This is a genomic window from Dactylococcopsis salina PCC 8305 (assembly GCF_000317615.1).
Taxonomy (GTDB): Bacteria; Cyanobacteriota; Cyanobacteriia; order Cyanobacteriales; family Rubidibacteraceae; genus Halothece; species Halothece salina.
This window is the reverse complement of the sequence record NC_019780.1, coordinates 1,110,810-1,127,951: the sequence shown is the minus strand read 5'-3', so window position 1 is coordinate 1,127,951 and position 17,142 is coordinate 1,110,810. Positions and strand designations below refer to the sequence as shown.

The following is a 17,142-nucleotide window of genomic DNA, read 5'->3' as shown; positions in this document are numbered from 1 at the left end:
GCACTTTCTGCTGTTAAGATAGTGTGGAAACGTAACGAGCAACAATTATGATTGATATCAATAAATCAAACATAATGAATCACTAAATAAGGAGACATATTAATGTTCAACCCCCTATACATCAGTAGTGCCAGCCTGTTATTACTCTTAACTCTATCCACTCCTGCTTTAGCGCAACCCTCAGCACCCGTAGCACAAAGCCAAGTCAAACAAGCCAGCGAAGGAGAAATCAATTCTCAAGAAATAGAACAATTTGCGAAAGCGATTCAAGAAATGCGAGCCATTCAAATTGAATCCAGAGATAAAGTCAATGAAGCGCTCCAAAATGAAGGATTAAGCAAAGAGAGATTCCGAGAAATTTTAAAAGCGCAACGAAACCCTCAAGAAGACATTGATATGTCACAACAGGAACAAGAACAATTTGAAACTGTAAGTGAGAAGTTAGCTCAAATCCAGCGTGAAACTCAATCCAACATGAAAGAAGCAGTAGAATCAAAAGGATTAGAAGTTCCTCGTTTCCAGCAAATTTTAGCCGCCGTTCGAGAACAACCTACCCTCCGCCAGGAAGTCCAACAAATCATTCAAAGCGAAAGCGATGAGTAATTAGGGTTTGCTGAAAAAATTCTTAGGTCGGTGTAGTAAGGCAAGAGGCAAGTTGCCTTAGGCAATAGGGTTGATTAATCAGTAAGATTTCAAAGTTTTGATGCAGGGTGCGTGACGATTGAGCGTTCAATTCCCTTGCACCTTTTCCAAGAATTAAGAGCCTTAAAAGCTGATTTGGTAAAGGTTTTAGGTTTATTCAGTAAGCCTTAATTAACACCTTTTTTTGAAGATTAAGCCCCCAGAATTGGGGGTTGGGGGCAAAAAATTTAATTCCTAACTACCGCACATCTTGACAACGGGGACAAAAATGGGAAGACCGTCCATTAATTTTGCATCGTTGAATCACCGTTTCACATTCACGACAAACCTCTCCCTCTCGACCATAAACCCAAGCTCTCCCCATATAATTCCCATTCACCCCTAAAAGGTTGAGAAAACTATTAAAAGTCGTTCCTCCTTCCTCAATTGCCGTACTGAGAACAGAAATAATTGCTTGCTGTAAGGCTTCCACTTCTGAAGAGGTTAAACTCGCCGCCTCTCGCAACGGTGAAATTTTACCCAAAAATAAAGTCTCATCTGCGTAAATATTGCCAATTCCCGCAACCACTTTTTGATCTAGCAACGCCGTTTTAATGGCACAACGACGGTTTTTAAGTTTATTCCCCAAATAAGTCGGCGTAAACTCTGGCGAGAAAGGTTCAACCCCTAAATTATTTAAGCCTGTAATCACCGTTTTCAGATCAACATCTGGCGCAACCCACCACACGCGACCGAAGGTTCTTAAATCAATAAAACGAAGTTCCTTTCCTTCCGAAAAAAAGAAGCGCACCCTTGTATGTTTCGCTAACGGTTCACTTTGTTCCACCCATAACAACTGACCACTCATGCGAAGATGTAGCCCTAACCATCCCCCCGAAGAAAGTTCGGCTAACAAATACTTTCCTCGTCTTTGCCATTGTTGAATTTTAGTATTTTTTAATCCCGACCAAAACGCCTCAATAGAAACGGGGTGGGCGATGCTACGTTTTAGTAACACCTCCCCACCCTGAAAAACTTGTCCTTGAGTTAATTCATTTAACCCACGACAAACGGTTTCAACTTCTGGTAATTCCGGCACTAATTGCTATTATTCGCTTTTACTAGCCGCTTTTTCTTTTTTCTTCTTCGGTGCTGCTTCCACCACTTCTACTTCGTCTAAACCGAAGTTATTGGTGTTAACACCAGAGTAATTAACCTTATCAAAACGAACGATGATGGGATAGATAATGCCACTTTTATCGACGGTAGCAACCGTTCCCACATCACCATACCAATAGGACTCTTTACGGAGGATTCTAACTTTGTCTTTGCGATTAACTTCTGTCATGATAAATTTCTCAAAAAATAACCTTTAAAACTAAGCGTACTATTAGTTTGGGGGATATGGCTGCCTTTTGATTTTAAGTTTTATTGCAGATTTCGCCATCGCAACTGCACAAAATTTGCTGAACGTCCCCAAACATCAAGGGTTTGATAAATCTGTTCTAATTCTAAATTGAAAGGAACGGCGGTCGTTATATATTTTTGTGTCCATTGTCCCGCATCTGGTGCGACAGAAGAAGCAACACTGACTCCCAACCCTACGCCTAATAATTGGGAAATGGGGTCTTTTGGTAAAGAAATCAGAGAACCTAATGTTAATCCTGTGGTGAGGAGTAACGCCACAGAAGCATTCGTTCCACAACGAGGATGAATCGCTAAATCCCATTCTCCCTCTCGAAACCGTTGTAAGGCTTTGATTACTCCTCGCTGTAACTGTTTTGGGGAGACTTCACCGTAAAGATAGAATCCTTTTTCTGTGGAAAGTCCTCCTAGGGTTTCGTTATCGGTGCGTGTGGGAGTAAAATTTGCTTTGTTTTGACCTGTTTTTCCCGTTTCGCTTAATATCCAGACGGTTGCGTGTTCTAAGGCGTGAACTTGACGTAACATTAACATTTCCTTCAAGCCAGGGAGGAAGGAAAGCTGTTTTAATAAGTCGCTATCTCCTGTCGGTTGAGGAGTAAAAAATTCCGTTGCGCTATCAGTGGTCATCAGCAATACTCGATGATTTGGCTTTCTTCTAATCTAACTTTTCTGTTCCTTCTAGAATCAACTAAAGTAACAGTAGTTAAAATCCCTGTAGAATCCGAAAACTATGACTGATCGAGATTTATTTGCTCAAAGCGCGATCGAGCAAATTCCAAAGCTACTCACCCTTTTAGACCGTAACCCTCACAGTCCTACTTATGGCTGCTTCGATCGAAACTTTTGGCATTATAAAATTATAGACTTCCCCAGTGGCATGGCGCAAGAGTTCGTCTATCCTCTCGCTTTAGCCTATGATACCAACTGCCCCAACAATCCGTTTTATCAACAATCAGCTATCAGAGACTGGGTAGAAGCGGGTATTTTCTACGCTATCCGTAGTAGTCATAAAAACGCTTCCTGTGACGATTATTTTCCCTTTGAACAAGCCGCCGGAGCAACCGCTTTCTCTCTTCTCGCTTGCGTGGAAAGCTATCGACTCTTGAACCTATCTGACTATAACATCCTCCAATTTTTTGAAAAACGAGCGGATTGGTTAGCGCATCATCAAGAAAGTGGCAGACTCTCCAATCACCACGCCTTGATTATTCTCTGCTTAGAAAAAATTAGTCAACTGCTCAATACTTCAAAATGGGACAGAGTAAAGGTTTTGCGCCTCGAACGCCTTTTAGAATGGCAGTGTGATGAGGGGTGGTTTCCAGAATACGAAGGGAGTGACCCAGGCTATCTTTCCCTCACTATAAATTGCCTGGCGCTGATCTGTCAATTAAAAACAGATATTCGTTTAAAAGAAGCCATTATTAAAGCAGTAGAATTCGCCCGTTATTTTCTACATCCAGATGGCTCTTATGGGGGAGAATATGGAAGCAGAAACACTTATAATTTTTTTCCTCATGGCTTTGAATTAGTGGGGAAATGGTATCCTGAAGCCTTAGCAATTAATGATGGATTTTTACAGGGATTAGCTAACGGTTTGAGTCCTTGTTATGCTGATGATCATATTATCGGACATCACACTTGGAATTATTTATTAGCTTGGCGTGATTTTGTAGAACATCGTCCGCAATATTCCCCTTTAACGTTCGATCGAGTCTATTTTCCGAAGGCACAAATTTTAATTGAAAAGCGAGGGAAAACCACCTTATATTCCGCCTTAAATAAAGGAGGAGTGTTTAAATTATTCCGTCAACAAAAGCTGATTATTTCTGATACTCAATTATCCGTGTTGCTTCAACAAGGAAAACAGATTAAAAATGCGGTGGGACATCTGATTGATCCGAAAAATACTCACATAGAAATCAACGCCAATGAGATTCAAATAAAAGGACAGTTAGGATGGGCTAAACAGACGCAGATGACGACATTAAAGCTGATTCTTTTGCGAGTAGTGATGCTAACCGTTGGTCGTTTTTTTCCCAACTTGATTCGCAAAATCTTACAAGCAATATTAATCACAGGAAAGCAGAAAACAGGCTTTTATTTCCAACGCTCTTTTCATTGGGAAAACGAAACTCTTATCGTTATAGATGAACTAATCTCTCCCAGTTGGAAACCGATTAAACAGATTGGAATTGGTGCTGATCAAACCTCGATTTATGTCGTAATGAGTCGCACATTTCAACTGAATCAGTTACAATTTTGGCTAGACTTAACCGACAAAATTAAACAATTGAATGATGGGGATAGTTTACAGCTAGAAAGACGATATTAAAATGCTACTAACTCGATTAACCATTTTCCCTTTCAAAAGAAAGTAGGTTGGGTAGAAAGTAGGTTGGGTAGAGACGTTCCATGGAACGTCTCCACACGAAACCCAACACCAATTATAAGCAATTACCTGAACCTGATATTACGTTAATTTGAGGGTTGATTAAATAGCAGTAATAAAAGAAATTATGAAAAAACTAATCTCAATTGTAGTTAGTCTCTTCCTTCTAGCTGTCCTTTATCTAAGAATTGATTTAAACGCCTTGTTAGAGGTTTTCAATAATAGTCATCGTATTTGGATGATTGTAAGTTTAGGAATGGTAATTCCCATAACCATGTTAACCGCTTGGCGACTACAAAAATTAACCCCAAAACAAGCAAAGTTGAATTTTGCAGAAGGAAACCGTTTAATTTTAGCAGCGAGTGTATTAAACATGGTTTTACCGTCAAAAATGGGGGATATTGCTAAAGCCTACTTTATCCAAAAACGCGGATCACTAACGGGATCATTAGCCTTATCTTTAGTGGTATTTGAGAAAACTTGTGACTTACTTTCGCTGTTGTTTTGGTGTGTGTTTGGTTTGGTTTTATATCCTGATAAAGGTTGGTTATTTTGGGGGATGACTTTCATTGTCACCAGTGGGTTAACTTTAGGAATGTTATTAATATCCTCTCGTGGTTTTGCTGATATTTGCTTTCAATTTGGACAACGGTTTAGTCCGAAAAAAATAGGAAATAAACTCGAAAACTTACAACTGTCTTGGGGAGAAATGTCTGATTACTTTTGGCGCGATCGAAAACAGCTTCTCTTAATCACAGTTACCTCAATTTTTCTTTGGTTTTTACATCTGTTTCAAATCTGGTTATTTATTCTTGCCCTTAATGCTTGGACTCCTTTTTTAACGAACTTAGCCCTCGCACCGTTAGCAATTTTAGCAGGATTATTACCGTTAACTTTTGCAGGAATTGGCACTCGTGACGCAGCGCTAGTTTTCTTTTATAGTAACTATTTAGATGCACCAACCGCAGCCGCATTAGGATTACTTTGTACCTCTCGTTATTTTCTTCCCGCCGTTGCTGGTTTACCCTTTATGGGGAGATATCTAATTAGGGTTTGCTGAAATTCGTTTCCTCCACCCATTGCAGTGACCAGTGACCAGTGACCAGTGATCAGTGATCAGTAAGCAGTAATCAGTGATCAGTGATCAGTGACCAGTGACCAGTGACCAGTAAACAGTGACCAGTAAACAGTGATCAACAACCAATAACAAATAACAAATAACAAATAACGAATAACGAATAACGAATAACGAATATTGATGTTGGGTTTCGTTTCCTCCACCCATTGCAGTGACCAGTGACCAGTGACCAGTGACCAGTAAACAGTAATCAGTGATCAGTGATCAGTGACCAGTGACCAGTGACCAGTAAACAGTGACCAGTAAACAGTGATCAACAACCAATAACAAATAACAAATAACGAATAACGAATAACGAATAACGAATAACGAATAACGAATATTAATGTTGGGTTTCGTTTCCTCCACCCAACCTACGATTACTAACGACAACCTAAACTTTCTCTGGTAGAAACGCCAGTTTTCGGGTTAACTCCTTCTGCTTTTTCACATAAGAGTTTGACTTGATAACGATTCAGAATTGCATCGGTAAAATCAGCCCCTGTGATCTTTGTTCCTTCTAGGGTACTACGGGTTAAGAAAGTTCCATTTAAGACAGCATTACTTAAATCTGCGCCATCTAAATTAACTCGATCCATTAATGCGCCACTTAAATTTGTATTCGATAAATCAGCATTAATTAAAGTTCCTTTGGTAAACATTGCATTTTCTAAGTTAGAGCCGCTAAAATTAGTCCGACGCATTTCCGCAGCGGCAAAAACAGCACCGACTAAATCTTTATTAGAAAAGTCTCTTTCCGAAACAACAGTATAAGTGTAATTAACACTGCTATCATCATCTTGTGCAACCGCAGGTTTAGCATCTAATAAAATCCAAATTCCAGCTAAAAGGAAAGCAATTGCTAAATATAAAATTCGCTTGATCATTTTTTTAACCATGATTTTTTCTTAGGAAATGTTCTTGATGTTCCCATTATCTCTTAAAATTAATGGAGACTCAACACAAAATTAAAAGCAAATGACGATTTCAATAATTCCTGTGATTCTTGCTGGTGGAAAAGGAGAACGGTTTTGGCCCGTTAGCCGTCGGGAACGTCCGAAACAATTTTTATCTCTGGATGGAAGCGGAAACACTCTTTTACAAGCTACTGCTAACCGACTCTTAAACTTGGCTTCGGGATGGGAGAAAATATGGGTGATTACTTCTGAAATGTTAGCCTCTGGCGTACAAGAACAACTCCCTGAACTTCCTCCTGAAAATTGTTTAGTTGAACCGCAAGGTAGGGATACTGCACCGGCGGTGGCTTGGGCGACAATAGAAATCGCGAAACGCTATGGGGAAGATGCGGTTATTGGTTTTTTCCCTGCGGATCATTGGATTGGGAATACGGTAAAATTTGAAGCGACGATCGAGGCGGCTTTTGATTTAGCTTTGTCAGAAGAGGTGATTGTTACTCTCGGGATGAAACCCACCTATCCTTCTACGGGATATGGTTACATCGAACAGGGAGAGAAAATCAGAGACAATCACGATATATCTGCGTATAGTGTCACTCGCTTTACGGAAAAACCCGACCATGACACCGCAGAATCTTTTATCGCAACGGAACGTTTTAGTTGGAATAGTGGAATGTTTATTTTCCGCGCGGGTGTGGTGTTAAAGGAGTTAAAACAATACGCTCCTGATATTTTAACGCCGTTACAGGAGAAGGGAAAAGTGGCGTATGCTGATCTACCGAAAAATAGCATTGATTACGCATTGATGGAAAAAACCCAACTCGCAACGGTGATTCCCACTGAGTTTGGTTGGGATGATTTGGGTGATTGGAATGCGTTAGAACGGTTGTTTAAGGGGGATAACGAGAATGTTGAAATGGGAACACATTTGGGGTTAGATACTAAGGGAACGATTGTTTATAGTTCTGATTCTGAACAGGTGGTGGTAACGTTGGGGTTAGAAGATGTGGTGATTGTGCGCGATCGAAATGTTACTTTAGTCGTGAAGAAGGATCGCACCCAAGATATTAAAAAACTGCTTAAAGAGTTACAAGCTGACGATCGTTTTGACAAGTTTTTATAAGTCTCGTTTTAGATGTTGGGTTTCGTTTCTCTACACCCAACCTACGTTTCTCCCCTATATTTATTACTCGACCAAAAAATAAACGGTCTTCTTCATCGTATTCAATTACAGCTTCATACCCTTTGTAAATCATATCATTTCCTTGATCATGGTGGGCAATGCCCACCCTACTAATTTTAACCGCAACTACACCCAACCTACGTTTCTAAAAACGAATTTGACTCTCATGAATATAACCCATTTCACCACAAACATTAGTTCGATACCAACCATTTTTTGCTGCACCAAATAAGTCAATATTCATCACTTCTCTAACAGAACAAATGATTGTACCATTGGGAGTTTCTCTAACATTGGAGGGAGGATCAAAAACAGTTGCTACTCCCTGCGAAGAAATGCCTGAGTTTCCTGTGTTTGTTTCAGCAACAGGATAAGTGTTTATTTCCCAATGAGATATACTAATCGGACATTCGCCTAAATTATTAATATCCCATTGTAAAAAAGCGCGATTATTTGCTCGCCATGTTACTGTAAATTTACCTTGACAGTAGTTGCTTCCTTGATAAAGATTAAAAATTCCTGATAAGGTATCTTGGGGAAGACAACCTCTTGTTTTGATAGTATTAAAAGTAATATTCCCATAATAAACTCCTCCACCAAAAACTGTCCTGACAGAATCTAAATAGTTATTTCCCCAACAAATACTATCTAAGTTAGGAATGCGAGTTTTCCCAGAATTAGAACGCCAAGTTGCAGCTAAACTACTTGTATCGCCAAAATTAACTCCTCCCACTAAACTGAAGAGTAAACAAATATTTTGCCAGTATCTCCATTTGCTCTTATTTTTTTTTATGTTCATGAATCCCTCTTTAATTATTTATACCATTTCGATAAACTGGTGCTACATGACGATCCCCCCAACCCCCTTATTAAGGGGGGCTAAGGGGGGATCAACTGTAACTTTACTTTTTAGAGTATTATAAATTTCAATAGCTTCCATTATATTATTAAAATTATAAATCAGCTTGGGTTTCGTAACCGAGGGCCCAACCTACAGTTAAATCATTGCGCTTTCTTGTTCTAAAGATTCTCTCAATTGTCCTAACCAATTAATTAAATTATCTATCTGTTGCTGTGTTTTCAAAACCCCTAAACCGCGAACGGTTACTTTTCCCTTACTATAAACAAAGCGAGAAGCAATTTTTTTCGGGAGATGTTCTTGTACTCGTTTCCAAGCGGGTTCTTCCATTTTTGTTTCTAAAACAATGTGCTGTTTTCCTTCGGGTTTAATCCGAGAAAAACCGAGGGATTTAGTAATTTGCTTTAATTCCATGATCTGCAATAATTGATTTACGGGTGCGGGTAATTCTCCATATCGATCGCGCCAATCGTTGCGAATTTGGTCTAATTCTTTCTTACTATTCGCCATGGTTACAGTGCGATAAGCATCCATTTTTTGATCAGGATCAGTAATATAATTACTAGGAACAAATGCGGTTAATTTCAAATCAATTTGAGTGTCTTCAACTTGTGGAATATCCTGTCCTTGTACTTCTTGAATCGCCTCTTGTAGCATACTCATATACAAGTCAAACCCAACCGCGTTCATTTGTCCAGACTGTTTCGCCCCTAATAATTCCCCAACGCCACGAATTTCTAAATCTCGCATCGCCAGTTGATAACCTGACCCTAATTGGGTAAACTCCTGTAAGGCGCGGAGACGTTTTTTTGCGGTATCGCTGAGACTGCTTTGTTTGGGATATAATAACCACGCATGGGCTTGAACCCCCGATCGACCGACTCTTCCCCGTAACTGATACAGTTGGGATAAGCCAAATTTCTGGGAATCTTCCACAACAATGGTATTCACGCGAGGAATATCTAACCCCGATTCAATAATCGTTGTACAAACGAGGATATCAGCATCGCCATTGTTGAAGGTTAACATGGTTGATTCTAATTCCGCTTCTTCCATTTGTCCATGACCGATCGAAATTCTCGCCCCAGGAACCATTTCCCTTAATTTTCCCGCCGTTTCTTCGATTCCTTCCACACGAGGAACGACATAAAACACTTGTCCGCCGCGATCGAGTTCATTTCTAATGGCAGTTCGGATCGCTTCAGTATCGTAAGGAGACAAATGGGTTTTAATGGGACGACGGGAGGGGGGAGGAGTGGTAATCAAACTCATCTCTCGTATCCCTGACAAGGACATATACAGGGTGCGAGGAATCGGTGTTGCGGTGAGAGTTAAAACATCCACCTCGGTTTTCATGGCTTTGATTTTCTCTTTTTGATTAACCCCAAACCGTTGTTCTTCATCAATCACCAACATTCCTAAATCTTTGTATTTGACGCTTTTATTTAGCAGTTGATGTGTTCCGACGACGATATCTAATTCACCTGTCGCAAGACGTTTTAAAATGTCTTTCCGTTCGTTACTTGTCCGAAACCGATTCAGAAGTCCAATGTTGATGGGATAGGGGGCAAAACGTTCTTTGAGGGTGTGATAATGTTGTTGGGTGAGAATGGTTGTCGGTGCGAGAAAGGCGATTTGTTTCCCCGACATGACAATCTTAAAAATGGCACGGATAGCAACTTCAGTTTTGCCAAATCCCACGTCCCCACAAACCAGACGATCCATTGGTCGATCGCTTTCTAAGTCTCGTTTGACATCTTGAACCGCTTTTAATTGGTCGGGTGTTGCTTGATAAGGAAACGAGTCTTCTAACTCTTGCTGCCAAACCGTATCTTGTGGATAAGCATAACCCGAAAGCTGCGATCGTTTCGCGTATAAGTCCAATAAATCAACAGCGACTTTTTTAACCGCTTTCTCAACCTTATTTTTGGTATTTTGCCATGATTTCCCCGACATCCGATTCAGTTGGGGTTTCCCTTCTCCCAGATGACGGTAACGGGAGAGAGAGTCTAAACTATCGGCGGGAACTCTCAGTAAGCCATCGGCGTATTCAACGACGAGATATTCTCTGGTTTCCCAACTTTCCAGTCTGAGAAATTTTCCGATACCATGTTGACGATGAACCACATAATCGTTGGGACGCAGTTTGTTAAGATCAACCTGTTTAGAGGCGGCGCGGCGACGTTTGCGAATGTAACTGGGTGTGGTTAAAACGTGCTGTCCAAAAAATTCTCGATCGGTGACAATGGCAATACGGAAGGTGGGGAGAATAAACCCTTCGAGTTCTCCTAATCCTGAGTATTTAACCGCAACTGCTGTATGATCACGATGAGATTTTTCGATCGCAGGATAGTCTTTGGGGTTGGGAACAAATTGGGCGGGACAATCGTGTTCTTGGAGTAGGGAGACCGATCGAGACGGTTGTGCGGAAACAATCCAAGTATTGTAATCTTTTAGGGTCATTCCGTTGTAAATTTCTCGTTTCCCTCGGATGATTTCGGCGAGTTTGGCAAACTGATGAGGGGTTACAGGAAGCGGACGACTCGCAAGATTAACGCCTTTGTCGTTTTCTTCGCTGATTTCAGAAAGATGGAGTTGATAGAAAGATTTGGCGTTTTCTAAGCTAGTTTTTAAGTCAGTGTGAAGACGAGGAAGGTCTTGTTGGGGATTATATTCCAGATATTGATCTTCGGTGTGTTCCAACCATCGATCGCTGTGGGCGTGACATTGTTCGGGTTCATCGAGGACAATGAGAGTCTGATCGGGAAGATAGTCTAATAAAGACGCAGGTTGAGAGTAGGCGAATCCTAAAAAGCGGTTCATCCCGTTGGGATAGTTTTGTTCTTCGATCGCACTTTGTTCTTCTGGGGAAAGATGATCGTTGACGCGATCGAGATTTCCTTGTTCAATAATTCCTTTCGCAATGAGGGGAGAATAGCTAGTGGGAGTTAAGGTCAAGGTTTCAATTTGATCGAGAGAACGTTGACTTACGGGATCAAATTCCCGTAACTGTTCCAACTCATCCCCAAACCATTCTAAACGGATCGGGAGTTCGGAAGCGACGGGAAAAATATCAACTAAGTCTCCTCTGCGAGTCCATTGTCCTTCTGTTTCTACGAGAGAGACTCGTTCATATCCTAATTCAGTCAGACGGCGATCGATCGTTTTACTATCCAATGTCATTCCTTTCGAGAAAGAGAGACAGGAATTTTCAAAAACCGCTTTCGGGGGAAGATGGGGTTGTAGGGATTTTTCTGTCGCGACAACCGCGAGGGGATTGTCTGCGTTTTCAATGAGAGTTAATAAGACTTGAATTTGTCCCCAGATCATCTCCGATTCTGGGTTAAACCCTTCGTAGGGAGTCGCCTCCGAAGTGGGGTAAAATTGTACCGTCTTCCAGTTCATGGTTTGTAATTGGGTCGCCCATCGTCCCGCCTCCTCTAAAGTTGCACAGATCACAAAAAGATGTTGTGACGGTTGGCTAAATGCTGAGGCGATGAGTCCTTTGGGGAGACGGGGGATTCCAGTTAGTTTGAGAGTCTGATTTTGTTCTAAAGTCTGTAAGAGTTCTTGAGTTAGCCTCGATCGGGCGATCGTGCGAATAACTGAAGCAAAAGCCATGAATAATGAGGTGTCAACAGTATTTCGTTCTCATTCTAATACGAATCCTAAAAAGTAGGTTGGGTGAAGGAGACGAAACCCAACACTAGAAAAGTAGGTTCGGTGAAGGAGACGAAACCCAACACTAGAAAAGTAGGTTCGGTGAAGGAGACGAAACCCAACACTAGAAAAGTAGGTTGGGTGAAGGAGACGAAACCCAACATTAGAAAAGTAGGTTGGGTGAAGGAAACGAAACCCAACACTAGAAAAGTAGGTTGGGTGAAGGAGACGCAACCCAACACTAGAAAAGTAGGTTGGGTGAAGGAGACGCAACCCAACACTAGAAAAGTAGGTTGGGTGAAGGAGACGCAACCCAACACTAGAAAAGTAGGTTGGCTAAAATCCCCCCAACCCCCCTTTGAAAGGCAGGGCTGTTTCATTCTCGGGGTCAAAATTGAAGGCGATCGCCTGAACCTCTTACGGTACGTTCGATCGAACGCTTTTTCTTACTTTTTGACTTATTCATAAGAAAAAAGCCGTAAAACCCCGGTTATTCCTAACATCTGGAACAAGCAAAAAAATAGAATGAAACAGCCCTGCCTTTGAAAGGGGGGCTTAAGTAAAAAGAGAGAAAAAATAGAATAATGCTTTAACTGAAAAATTGCCAATAAAACCAAATCAAAGTAAACACAACTAGCCAAATCAAACACAACCAACTAAAGTATCGGTAAGGCTTTCTCGGTCGCGCTTCTTTTGGCATCCATTTTCCAGATACCAACTTCAAATTAAACCAACCGAGAATCGGGGCTGCTAAAAAAGACAATCCCGAAGCAAAATCAATTAAAACTGTAAATGCTTGACCTGCCAAAAAGATTAAAATTAGTAGCGCCACCCCTGGAATCACCAACAAAGATAAACGATAAATAACTGTCTTACTTTTATCCTCTGACAACTGTTCCTGACGTTCCCTCCACAAAGCAGACATTACTCGCGGATAAGCATCAGTCACCGCTAAAGTGGTGCTAAACATTGTCACCAACGCCGCGACAGAAATAACAGGAACACTCCACTCTCCCAACGTTTGACTATAAAGTTTAATCACCTGTACCGAAAACTCAACGCTATTGTTAGAAAAACTCTCACCGCTACCAAACATCACCAAAGCGCCAAGAAGAAAGAAAAGTAAACCAATAAAACCAGCAGACAGATAACCCAAATTAAAGTCAAAATTGGCTTCTTTTAAGGTAGGACGATAATGGGTTTGTTGAGTCCGTTCTCCCGTCCAAATCGAATGCCAAATTGAAGCATCGAGGGGAATCGGCATCCAGCCCATAAAAGCAATTGCAAAACTAATGCCAGCCCGATTCCAGTAAGACGGCGGTGTTGGTGTTGCAACAGGATTTGTTGTTGTCGCAGCCAACGCCATAATCACCGCAATCACCGTACAAATAGTTAACACAGAAATAATAAATTTCATCGTGAAATCTAAGACAGGATAATGTCCTAGAAATAACAACGCAATACAGACGACTAAAATCGCAGCACTCCAAATCACAGGAGACAAACCGAGATTAAACAGTTGTTCGGCTAACCCTGCGGTAACAACCGTTACTGCAGCTTGGATAATAAACATCGTCCCCACAGTAATCGCCACATAAATCCAGTAAGCATAACTTCCCATCTGTCGATAGCCAGTGACGAGGTTATTACCAGTAGCAGCCGCAAAACGAGGCCCAAATTCCATAAAAGGATATTTACTCAGTACCGCTAAAATCAGTAACCACAGTAAGGAAAATCCATAATCAGCACCAGCGCGAGTCGCTTGAACTAGGTGGGAAACACCGATCGCCGCCCCTGCCATTAAAATCCCTGGCCCGACGGCTAATAGCAGTCGTTTCGCTTCCCCTGCATTAGAGTTTTCTGCCATAAAGATGAGTTAGGGTTGAGTTTTTCAGGTCATAGTTTACCTGATTTTTTCTGATTATTCGGTGCATTTTTACTTCTTTACTTTCCTGTACCGATCGATTTATTTCCATAACGATCTGATAGCAAATCTTAAGGGATTTCAGATATGATATCAGCGTAAGCAGTCTCTAAAACGAGGAAAGACGATGGACGTAATCCGAATTATCTTATCTGTAATCATTCCACCAGTGGGAGTGTTTCTGCAAGTGGGTTTTGGTGGACATTTCTGGTTGAATATTTTGCTCACTCTCTTAGGATACATTCCAGGCTTAATTCATGCCGTCTGGGTAATTGCCAAGTTCGACTAAATTAAAAAAACCCGGAACTGAATGCCGGGTTAGTGTATTTTAGCTTTTCGTTTAGTTTACTGACTGAGGTTTCTCCAGTCCACCTCAAACCCTTCAATCAGTAGGGAAGAGTTGTAAATTTGTAAGATAATCAATAAGAAAACAAAAAATAGTCCCATAAAGACTGCCATTACAGGAGTTGTTCCCCAACCAGGGGCAACTTTTCCATATTCTGAGTTCAGAGGTTTGAGAAGATTTCCTAATCGAGTCCGTTGTGCCATAGTACCTAAATTTTTTTGTTAACCTGTCACCCCTAATTTTAACGAATAAAGGACACGAAATCATAAAATAATACGCTAATTTCATCGCCTTCTGCGACGACTGGGAGAACGACGGCGAGAACCGCTACCCGTACCGAAACCACTTCCTCTCGATTTACGAGTGCGGGTTTTCGAGGAGTTATTAGAATCGTTCCCTCTTAAAGTATTTGTTCCTACTCCTGATCCCGTACTACGTCCCGATGAGTTGGTGCGAGTGTTAGAATTGCGATCGCGATTGGTGGTTCGATCGATGCTTCCTGTAGTTCTCACTTGCGCCCGTTGATTTTGAACCGAAGGTGGCGGTGATTGATAGCGGTCTTGATAACGGTTCACAGCTTGAGAATAACTACTCCCATAACCGCCATATCCCGTCATCACATTGCTTCCCGACTGATAAGCAGGGGGAACATAGTATTGAGGTTGAAATAGCATACTACCAATCGCTTGACCAGCTAACGCACCAGCGAAGGGCGCCCAAAAATTAGATTCCCGACGCACAATCACCCGTTCTTGTTCTCCAGTTTGGGGATCAGTGCGAGTTTCGGCAACCCCATGAAGATACTCGATGCGGAAATCTTCGGCTAAATGCAGCGAATACTCACCATTTTCTACTAATAAATAACTGTTCTCTCCATTTTCCACTTCTTCAGGTGTCAAACGTGCCATTTTGATGTTGTCTTTCTCTAAAACAGGAGGATTAGCGTTAAAGAGAAATAAGCGATAATTCCCACTAACATCATCGTAACTGGCTTGTTGGACTTCATACTTACCATCTGGGAGATTACTTTGGGTGTTGGTTTGTTGAGAATTAGAAGCCGATTGCTGAGATTGTTGTTGGGGAGGGTTATCACCACCACAAGCCACCATTGTCCAACAGAGAGACGCAATCATCACAAAGGTCAAGGTTTGACGGAAAATTGGTTTAATCATGGGATTATAAAATCTTTTAAAGCGGGACTAATTCTGGGAAATTTTCGATCACTTGGTCGTTTGTCAATTCGTCACCAAAATGAGCAGGGGAGAAATGAATTTGAATCGCTCTTAGACGATCATTGTAATGGAGATTGATTAAATCTTTGAAGGCGTTTTCTAAAACTTCAATGTCGGACAAGTCAGTTTCGAGAGACTCCATTTCCCCAGTGTAAGCAACGGTTAACATGAGGACAACGTTACGGCTGATGGGAAGGGAAAGCGTTTCGTCTTCTTCGTCGCCATTGTCTGCTACGGTGTCACTGAGATAACGCTGCGCGGAGTCGGTAAATAATTCATTCACGTAATCTGAGGCTTCACCTTCATCCCAAAACACATCGCCTTCGTTCGCTACAGATTGCCAACTGCTGGGAGTTCTAAGGAGGGATTCGCAAATTTCCACTAATCCTTCTCCCATGACTTGTAAATCCCCTTCTGCTTCGATCGCGCTTTGAGCGACGCGATTAAACACTCCCAGTTGCGGTGGAGCGTCTTCTCCCGATAAATGTAACATAACTCGGAGGACAACAAAACGAGTTCGTCCTCTTAATTTTTCGACTCGATCGCGCCATCCTGCCATAATACCAATTATCCTGATGTTTTTCTTTATTATCCCCGACAAAGAATAATATAATGGCGTTGTTGACGAATAATTTTCCCTTCTTCTTCTAACTCTTTCAACAACTTCGTCACTGTTACCCGTGTTGTGCCAATCAATTCAGCGATATTTTGATGAGTGAGACGAAGATCGATTAAGATGCCTTGGCCAACGCTACGACCAAACTTATTTCCCAACCAAATCAACAGTTTATCTAAACGATTATAAACCCGTTCACTGCGAATAATACTAAACAATTCCTCTGTAGCTTTAGAATGAGCGATAATCCCATCCAGAAAGCGATACCATTGTTCAGAGGGAATGGAAGTGGCTTCAACACTGGTCAAACATTCCATCTGATAGGGATACACCCCAGAAAGCGGTTGACCAACGACATCACCAGCGCCCCAATAGCCCAAGATAACACTTGTTCCTTCTTCGTTCCAAGTGAGGGTGCGAACAATTCCCCATTCTACAAACCAGAGTAGATCAGGACGAGCGGGAATACAATCATTGCGACTAAAGGGAAGGCGCGTCAGTTTCTGTGGAAAACTGGGGAATTCTGTGGTTAAAGCCATCTTTCTCGTGAATCGTTACCAATGATTAGTAACTTTGCATATTAGCCCAATGACAACCTATCATAGGTTTTGGTTTTGTCTGTTAAGAGAAGTTTAACGATTGATAATCAAACCATTAATGTTTTCGATCGATTTGATGGCGAATCATTGTTATACGCATCGGCGATCGTTCCTAATTCATCATCAGTCACAGGAGCGCGAACCGTCAAGTTTCTATCTCAAGCAGGACGAACCGCCATCAAAAGTTCGATCGCCCGCCGTTCCCGTTCTGCTGCTTCGGCTAACTGTTGGGATTGTTGACGATCGAAGGTTGT

At 41.5% G+C, this 17,142-nt stretch carries 19 protein-coding genes and 2 pseudogenes; 6 read left to right on the top strand and 15 right to left on the bottom strand.

From position 1 onward, the window contains the following. Positions 1-102: 102 nt before the first annotated feature. Positions 103-603 carry a DUF4168 domain-containing protein gene (locus DACSA_RS05720; protein WP_015228835.1) on the top strand — a complete coding sequence of 167 codons (501 nt, stop codon included), beginning with the start codon at positions 103-105 and terminating at the stop codon, positions 601-603. Between the two features lie 277 nt (positions 604-880). On the opposite strand, the gene DACSA_RS05715 is transcribed toward DACSA_RS05720, so the two are convergent. The 3 genes from DACSA_RS05715 to DACSA_RS05705 form a co-directional block, all read right to left on the bottom strand. Then, positions 881-1,720 carry a DNA-formamidopyrimidine glycosylase gene (locus DACSA_RS05715; RefSeq protein ID WP_015228834.1) on the bottom strand — a complete coding sequence of 280 codons (840 nt, stop codon included), beginning with the start codon at positions 1,718-1,720 and terminating at the stop codon, positions 881-883. Between the two features lie 9 nt (positions 1,721-1,729). After that, positions 1,730-1,969, bottom strand: a complete 240-nt coding sequence (locus tag DACSA_RS05710) for a photosystem I reaction center subunit IV (protein ID WP_015228833.1) — start codon at positions 1,967-1,969, stop codon at positions 1,730-1,732. 80 nt (positions 1,970-2,049) lie between these two features. Then, positions 2,050-2,673, bottom strand: coding sequence for a DUF6391 domain-containing protein (locus DACSA_RS05705; protein WP_015228832.1), 624 nt, complete (start codon positions 2,671-2,673; stop codon positions 2,050-2,052). 103 nt (positions 2,674-2,776) lie between these two features. On the opposite strand from DACSA_RS05705, the gene DACSA_RS05700 reads away from it, so the two are divergent. Together DACSA_RS05700 and DACSA_RS05695 are read left to right on the top strand one after the other, a co-directional pair. Further along, on the top strand, positions 2,777-4,378 hold the full coding sequence (locus DACSA_RS05700) for a hypothetical protein (protein WP_015228831.1): 1,602 nt from the start codon (positions 2,777-2,779) through the stop codon (positions 4,376-4,378). Between the two features lie 184 nt (positions 4,379-4,562). Beyond that, positions 4,563-5,495, top strand: coding sequence for a lysylphosphatidylglycerol synthase transmembrane domain-containing protein (locus DACSA_RS05695; protein ID WP_015228830.1), 933 nt, complete (start codon positions 4,563-4,565; stop codon positions 5,493-5,495). Positions 5,496-5,572: 77 nt separating this feature from the next. Here DACSA_RS05695 and DACSA_RS21340 read toward each other — a convergent pair whose 3' ends face one another. The 3 genes from DACSA_RS21340 to DACSA_RS05690 form a co-directional block, all read right to left on the bottom strand. Beyond that, complete coding sequence (locus DACSA_RS21340) at positions 5,573-5,716, bottom strand: hypothetical protein (RefSeq protein WP_198007643.1); 144 nt, start codon at positions 5,714-5,716, stop codon at positions 5,573-5,575. A gap of 61 nt (positions 5,717-5,777) precedes the next feature. Continuing rightward, the gene (locus DACSA_RS21335; RefSeq protein ID WP_198007642.1) at positions 5,778-5,921 is read right to left on the bottom strand and encodes a hypothetical protein; all 144 of its coding nucleotides are present in this window, start codon (positions 5,919-5,921) and stop codon (positions 5,778-5,780) included. A 14-nt stretch (positions 5,922-5,935) separates the two neighbouring features. After that, the gene (locus DACSA_RS05690; protein WP_015228829.1) at positions 5,936-6,451 is read right to left on the bottom strand and encodes a pentapeptide repeat-containing protein; all 516 of its coding nucleotides are present in this window, start codon (positions 6,449-6,451) and stop codon (positions 5,936-5,938) included. Positions 6,452-6,530: 79 nt separating this feature from the next. Between DACSA_RS05690 and DACSA_RS05685 the strand changes: the two genes are divergently transcribed. Beyond that, entirely contained in the window at positions 6,531-7,592 is a 1,062-nt protein-coding gene (locus tag DACSA_RS05685) for a mannose-1-phosphate guanylyltransferase (protein ID WP_015228828.1), read from the top strand. A 55-nt stretch (positions 7,593-7,647) separates the two neighbouring features. On the opposite strand, the pseudogene DACSA_RS23020 reads toward DACSA_RS05685, so the two are convergent. From DACSA_RS23020 to mfd, 3 genes and pseudogenes are all read right to left on the bottom strand, one after another. Further along, positions 7,648-7,725 (bottom strand): annotated as a pseudogene (locus DACSA_RS23020) (type II toxin-antitoxin system HicB family antitoxin); the annotation flags it as partial. A 72-nt stretch (positions 7,726-7,797) separates the two neighbouring features. Continuing rightward, the gene (locus tag DACSA_RS18200; RefSeq protein WP_015228827.1) at positions 7,798-8,451 is read right to left on the bottom strand and encodes a hypothetical protein; all 654 of its coding nucleotides are present in this window, start codon (positions 8,449-8,451) and stop codon (positions 7,798-7,800) included. A 198-nt stretch (positions 8,452-8,649) separates the two neighbouring features. Further along, the gene (gene mfd / locus DACSA_RS05675; RefSeq protein ID WP_015228825.1) at positions 8,650-12,132 is read right to left on the bottom strand and encodes a transcription-repair coupling factor; all 3,483 of its coding nucleotides are present in this window, start codon (positions 12,130-12,132) and stop codon (positions 8,650-8,652) included. A gap of 63 nt (positions 12,133-12,195) precedes the next feature. Between mfd and DACSA_RS05670 the strand changes: the two genes are divergently transcribed. After that, entirely contained in the window at positions 12,196-12,639 is a 444-nt protein-coding gene (locus DACSA_RS05670) for a hypothetical protein (protein ID WP_041235353.1), read from the top strand. 121 nt (positions 12,640-12,760) lie between these two features. Here the strand turns inward: DACSA_RS05670 and DACSA_RS05665 are convergent, their stop codons facing one another. Further along, on the bottom strand, positions 12,761-14,038 hold the full coding sequence (locus tag DACSA_RS05665; protein ID WP_015228824.1) for an NRAMP family divalent metal transporter: 1,278 nt from the start codon (positions 14,036-14,038) through the stop codon (positions 12,761-12,763). A gap of 184 nt (positions 14,039-14,222) precedes the next feature. Here DACSA_RS05665 and DACSA_RS18910 point away from each other — a divergent pair, with 184 nt between their 5' ends. After that, positions 14,223-14,384 carry a YqaE/Pmp3 family membrane protein gene (locus DACSA_RS18910; protein ID WP_015228823.1) on the top strand — a complete coding sequence of 54 codons (162 nt, stop codon included), beginning with the start codon at positions 14,223-14,225 and terminating at the stop codon, positions 14,382-14,384. Between the two features lie 56 nt (positions 14,385-14,440). Here the strand turns inward: DACSA_RS18910 and psbH are convergent, their stop codons facing one another. From psbH to DACSA_RS23015, 5 genes and pseudogenes are all read right to left on the bottom strand, one after another. Further along, positions 14,441-14,644: a photosystem II reaction center phosphoprotein PsbH gene (psbH, locus tag DACSA_RS05655; RefSeq protein WP_015228822.1), complete on the bottom strand. Its 204-nt coding sequence runs from the start codon at positions 14,642-14,644 to the stop codon at positions 14,441-14,443. Between the two features lie 81 nt (positions 14,645-14,725). Then, positions 14,726-15,613, bottom strand: a complete 888-nt coding sequence (locus DACSA_RS05650) for a hypothetical protein (RefSeq protein ID WP_015228821.1) — start codon at positions 15,611-15,613, stop codon at positions 14,726-14,728. A gap of 16 nt (positions 15,614-15,629) precedes the next feature. Continuing rightward, entirely contained in the window at positions 15,630-16,232 is a 603-nt protein-coding gene (locus DACSA_RS05645; RefSeq protein ID WP_015228820.1) for a DUF1517 domain-containing protein, read from the bottom strand. Positions 16,233-16,261: 29 nt separating this feature from the next. Then, complete coding sequence (locus DACSA_RS05640; protein ID WP_015228819.1) at positions 16,262-16,828, bottom strand: Crp/Fnr family transcriptional regulator; 567 nt, start codon at positions 16,826-16,828, stop codon at positions 16,262-16,264. Positions 16,829-16,938: 110 nt separating this feature from the next. Next, a pseudogene (locus DACSA_RS23015) lies at positions 16,939-17,124 on the bottom strand (hypothetical protein); the annotation flags it as partial. Positions 17,125-17,142: the final 18 nt, after the last annotated feature.

Bases quoted from the DNA above. Each gene is read 5' to 3' on its own strand.
- DACSA_RS05645 (WP_015228820.1), bottom strand. From the start codon at position 16,232: ATGGCAGGATGGCGCGATCGAGTCGAAAAATTAAGAGGACGAACTCGT.
- DACSA_RS05685 (WP_015228828.1), top strand. From the start codon at position 6,531: ATGACGATTTCAATAATTCCTGTGATTCTTGCTGGTGGAAAAGGAGAA.
- DACSA_RS05690 (WP_015228829.1), bottom strand. From the start codon at position 6,451: ATGGTTAAAAAAATGATCAAGCGAATTTTATATTTAGCAATTGCTTTC.
- DACSA_RS05665 (WP_015228824.1), bottom strand. From the start codon at position 14,038: ATGGCAGAAAACTCTAATGCAGGGGAAGCGAAACGACTGCTATTAGCC.
- DACSA_RS05710 (WP_015228833.1), bottom strand. From the start codon at position 1,969: ATGACAGAAGTTAATCGCAAAGACAAAGTTAGAATCCTCCGTAAAGAG.
- DACSA_RS05705 (WP_015228832.1), bottom strand. From the start codon at position 2,673: ATGACCACTGATAGCGCAACGGAATTTTTTACTCCTCAACCGACAGGA.
- psbH (WP_015228822.1), bottom strand. From the start codon at position 14,644: ATGGCACAACGGACTCGATTAGGAAATCTTCTCAAACCTCTGAACTCA.
- DACSA_RS18910 (WP_015228823.1), top strand. From the start codon at position 14,223: ATGGACGTAATCCGAATTATCTTATCTGTAATCATTCCACCAGTGGGA.
- DACSA_RS05650 (WP_015228821.1), bottom strand. From the start codon at position 15,613: ATGATTAAACCAATTTTCCGTCAAACCTTGACCTTTGTGATGATTGCG.
- DACSA_RS05700 (WP_015228831.1), top strand. From the start codon at position 2,777: ATGACTGATCGAGATTTATTTGCTCAAAGCGCGATCGAGCAAATTCCA.
- DACSA_RS05695 (WP_015228830.1), top strand. From the start codon at position 4,563: ATGAAAAAACTAATCTCAATTGTAGTTAGTCTCTTCCTTCTAGCTGTC.
- DACSA_RS05720 (WP_015228835.1), top strand. From the start codon at position 103: ATGTTCAACCCCCTATACATCAGTAGTGCCAGCCTGTTATTACTCTTA.
- mfd (WP_015228825.1), bottom strand. From the start codon at position 12,132: ATGGCTTTTGCTTCAGTTATTCGCACGATCGCCCGATCGAGGCTAACT.
- DACSA_RS05640 (WP_015228819.1), bottom strand. From the start codon at position 16,828: ATGGCTTTAACCACAGAATTCCCCAGTTTTCCACAGAAACTGACGCGC.
- DACSA_RS18200 (WP_015228827.1), bottom strand. From the start codon at position 8,451: ATGAACATAAAAAAAAATAAGAGCAAATGGAGATACTGGCAAAATATT.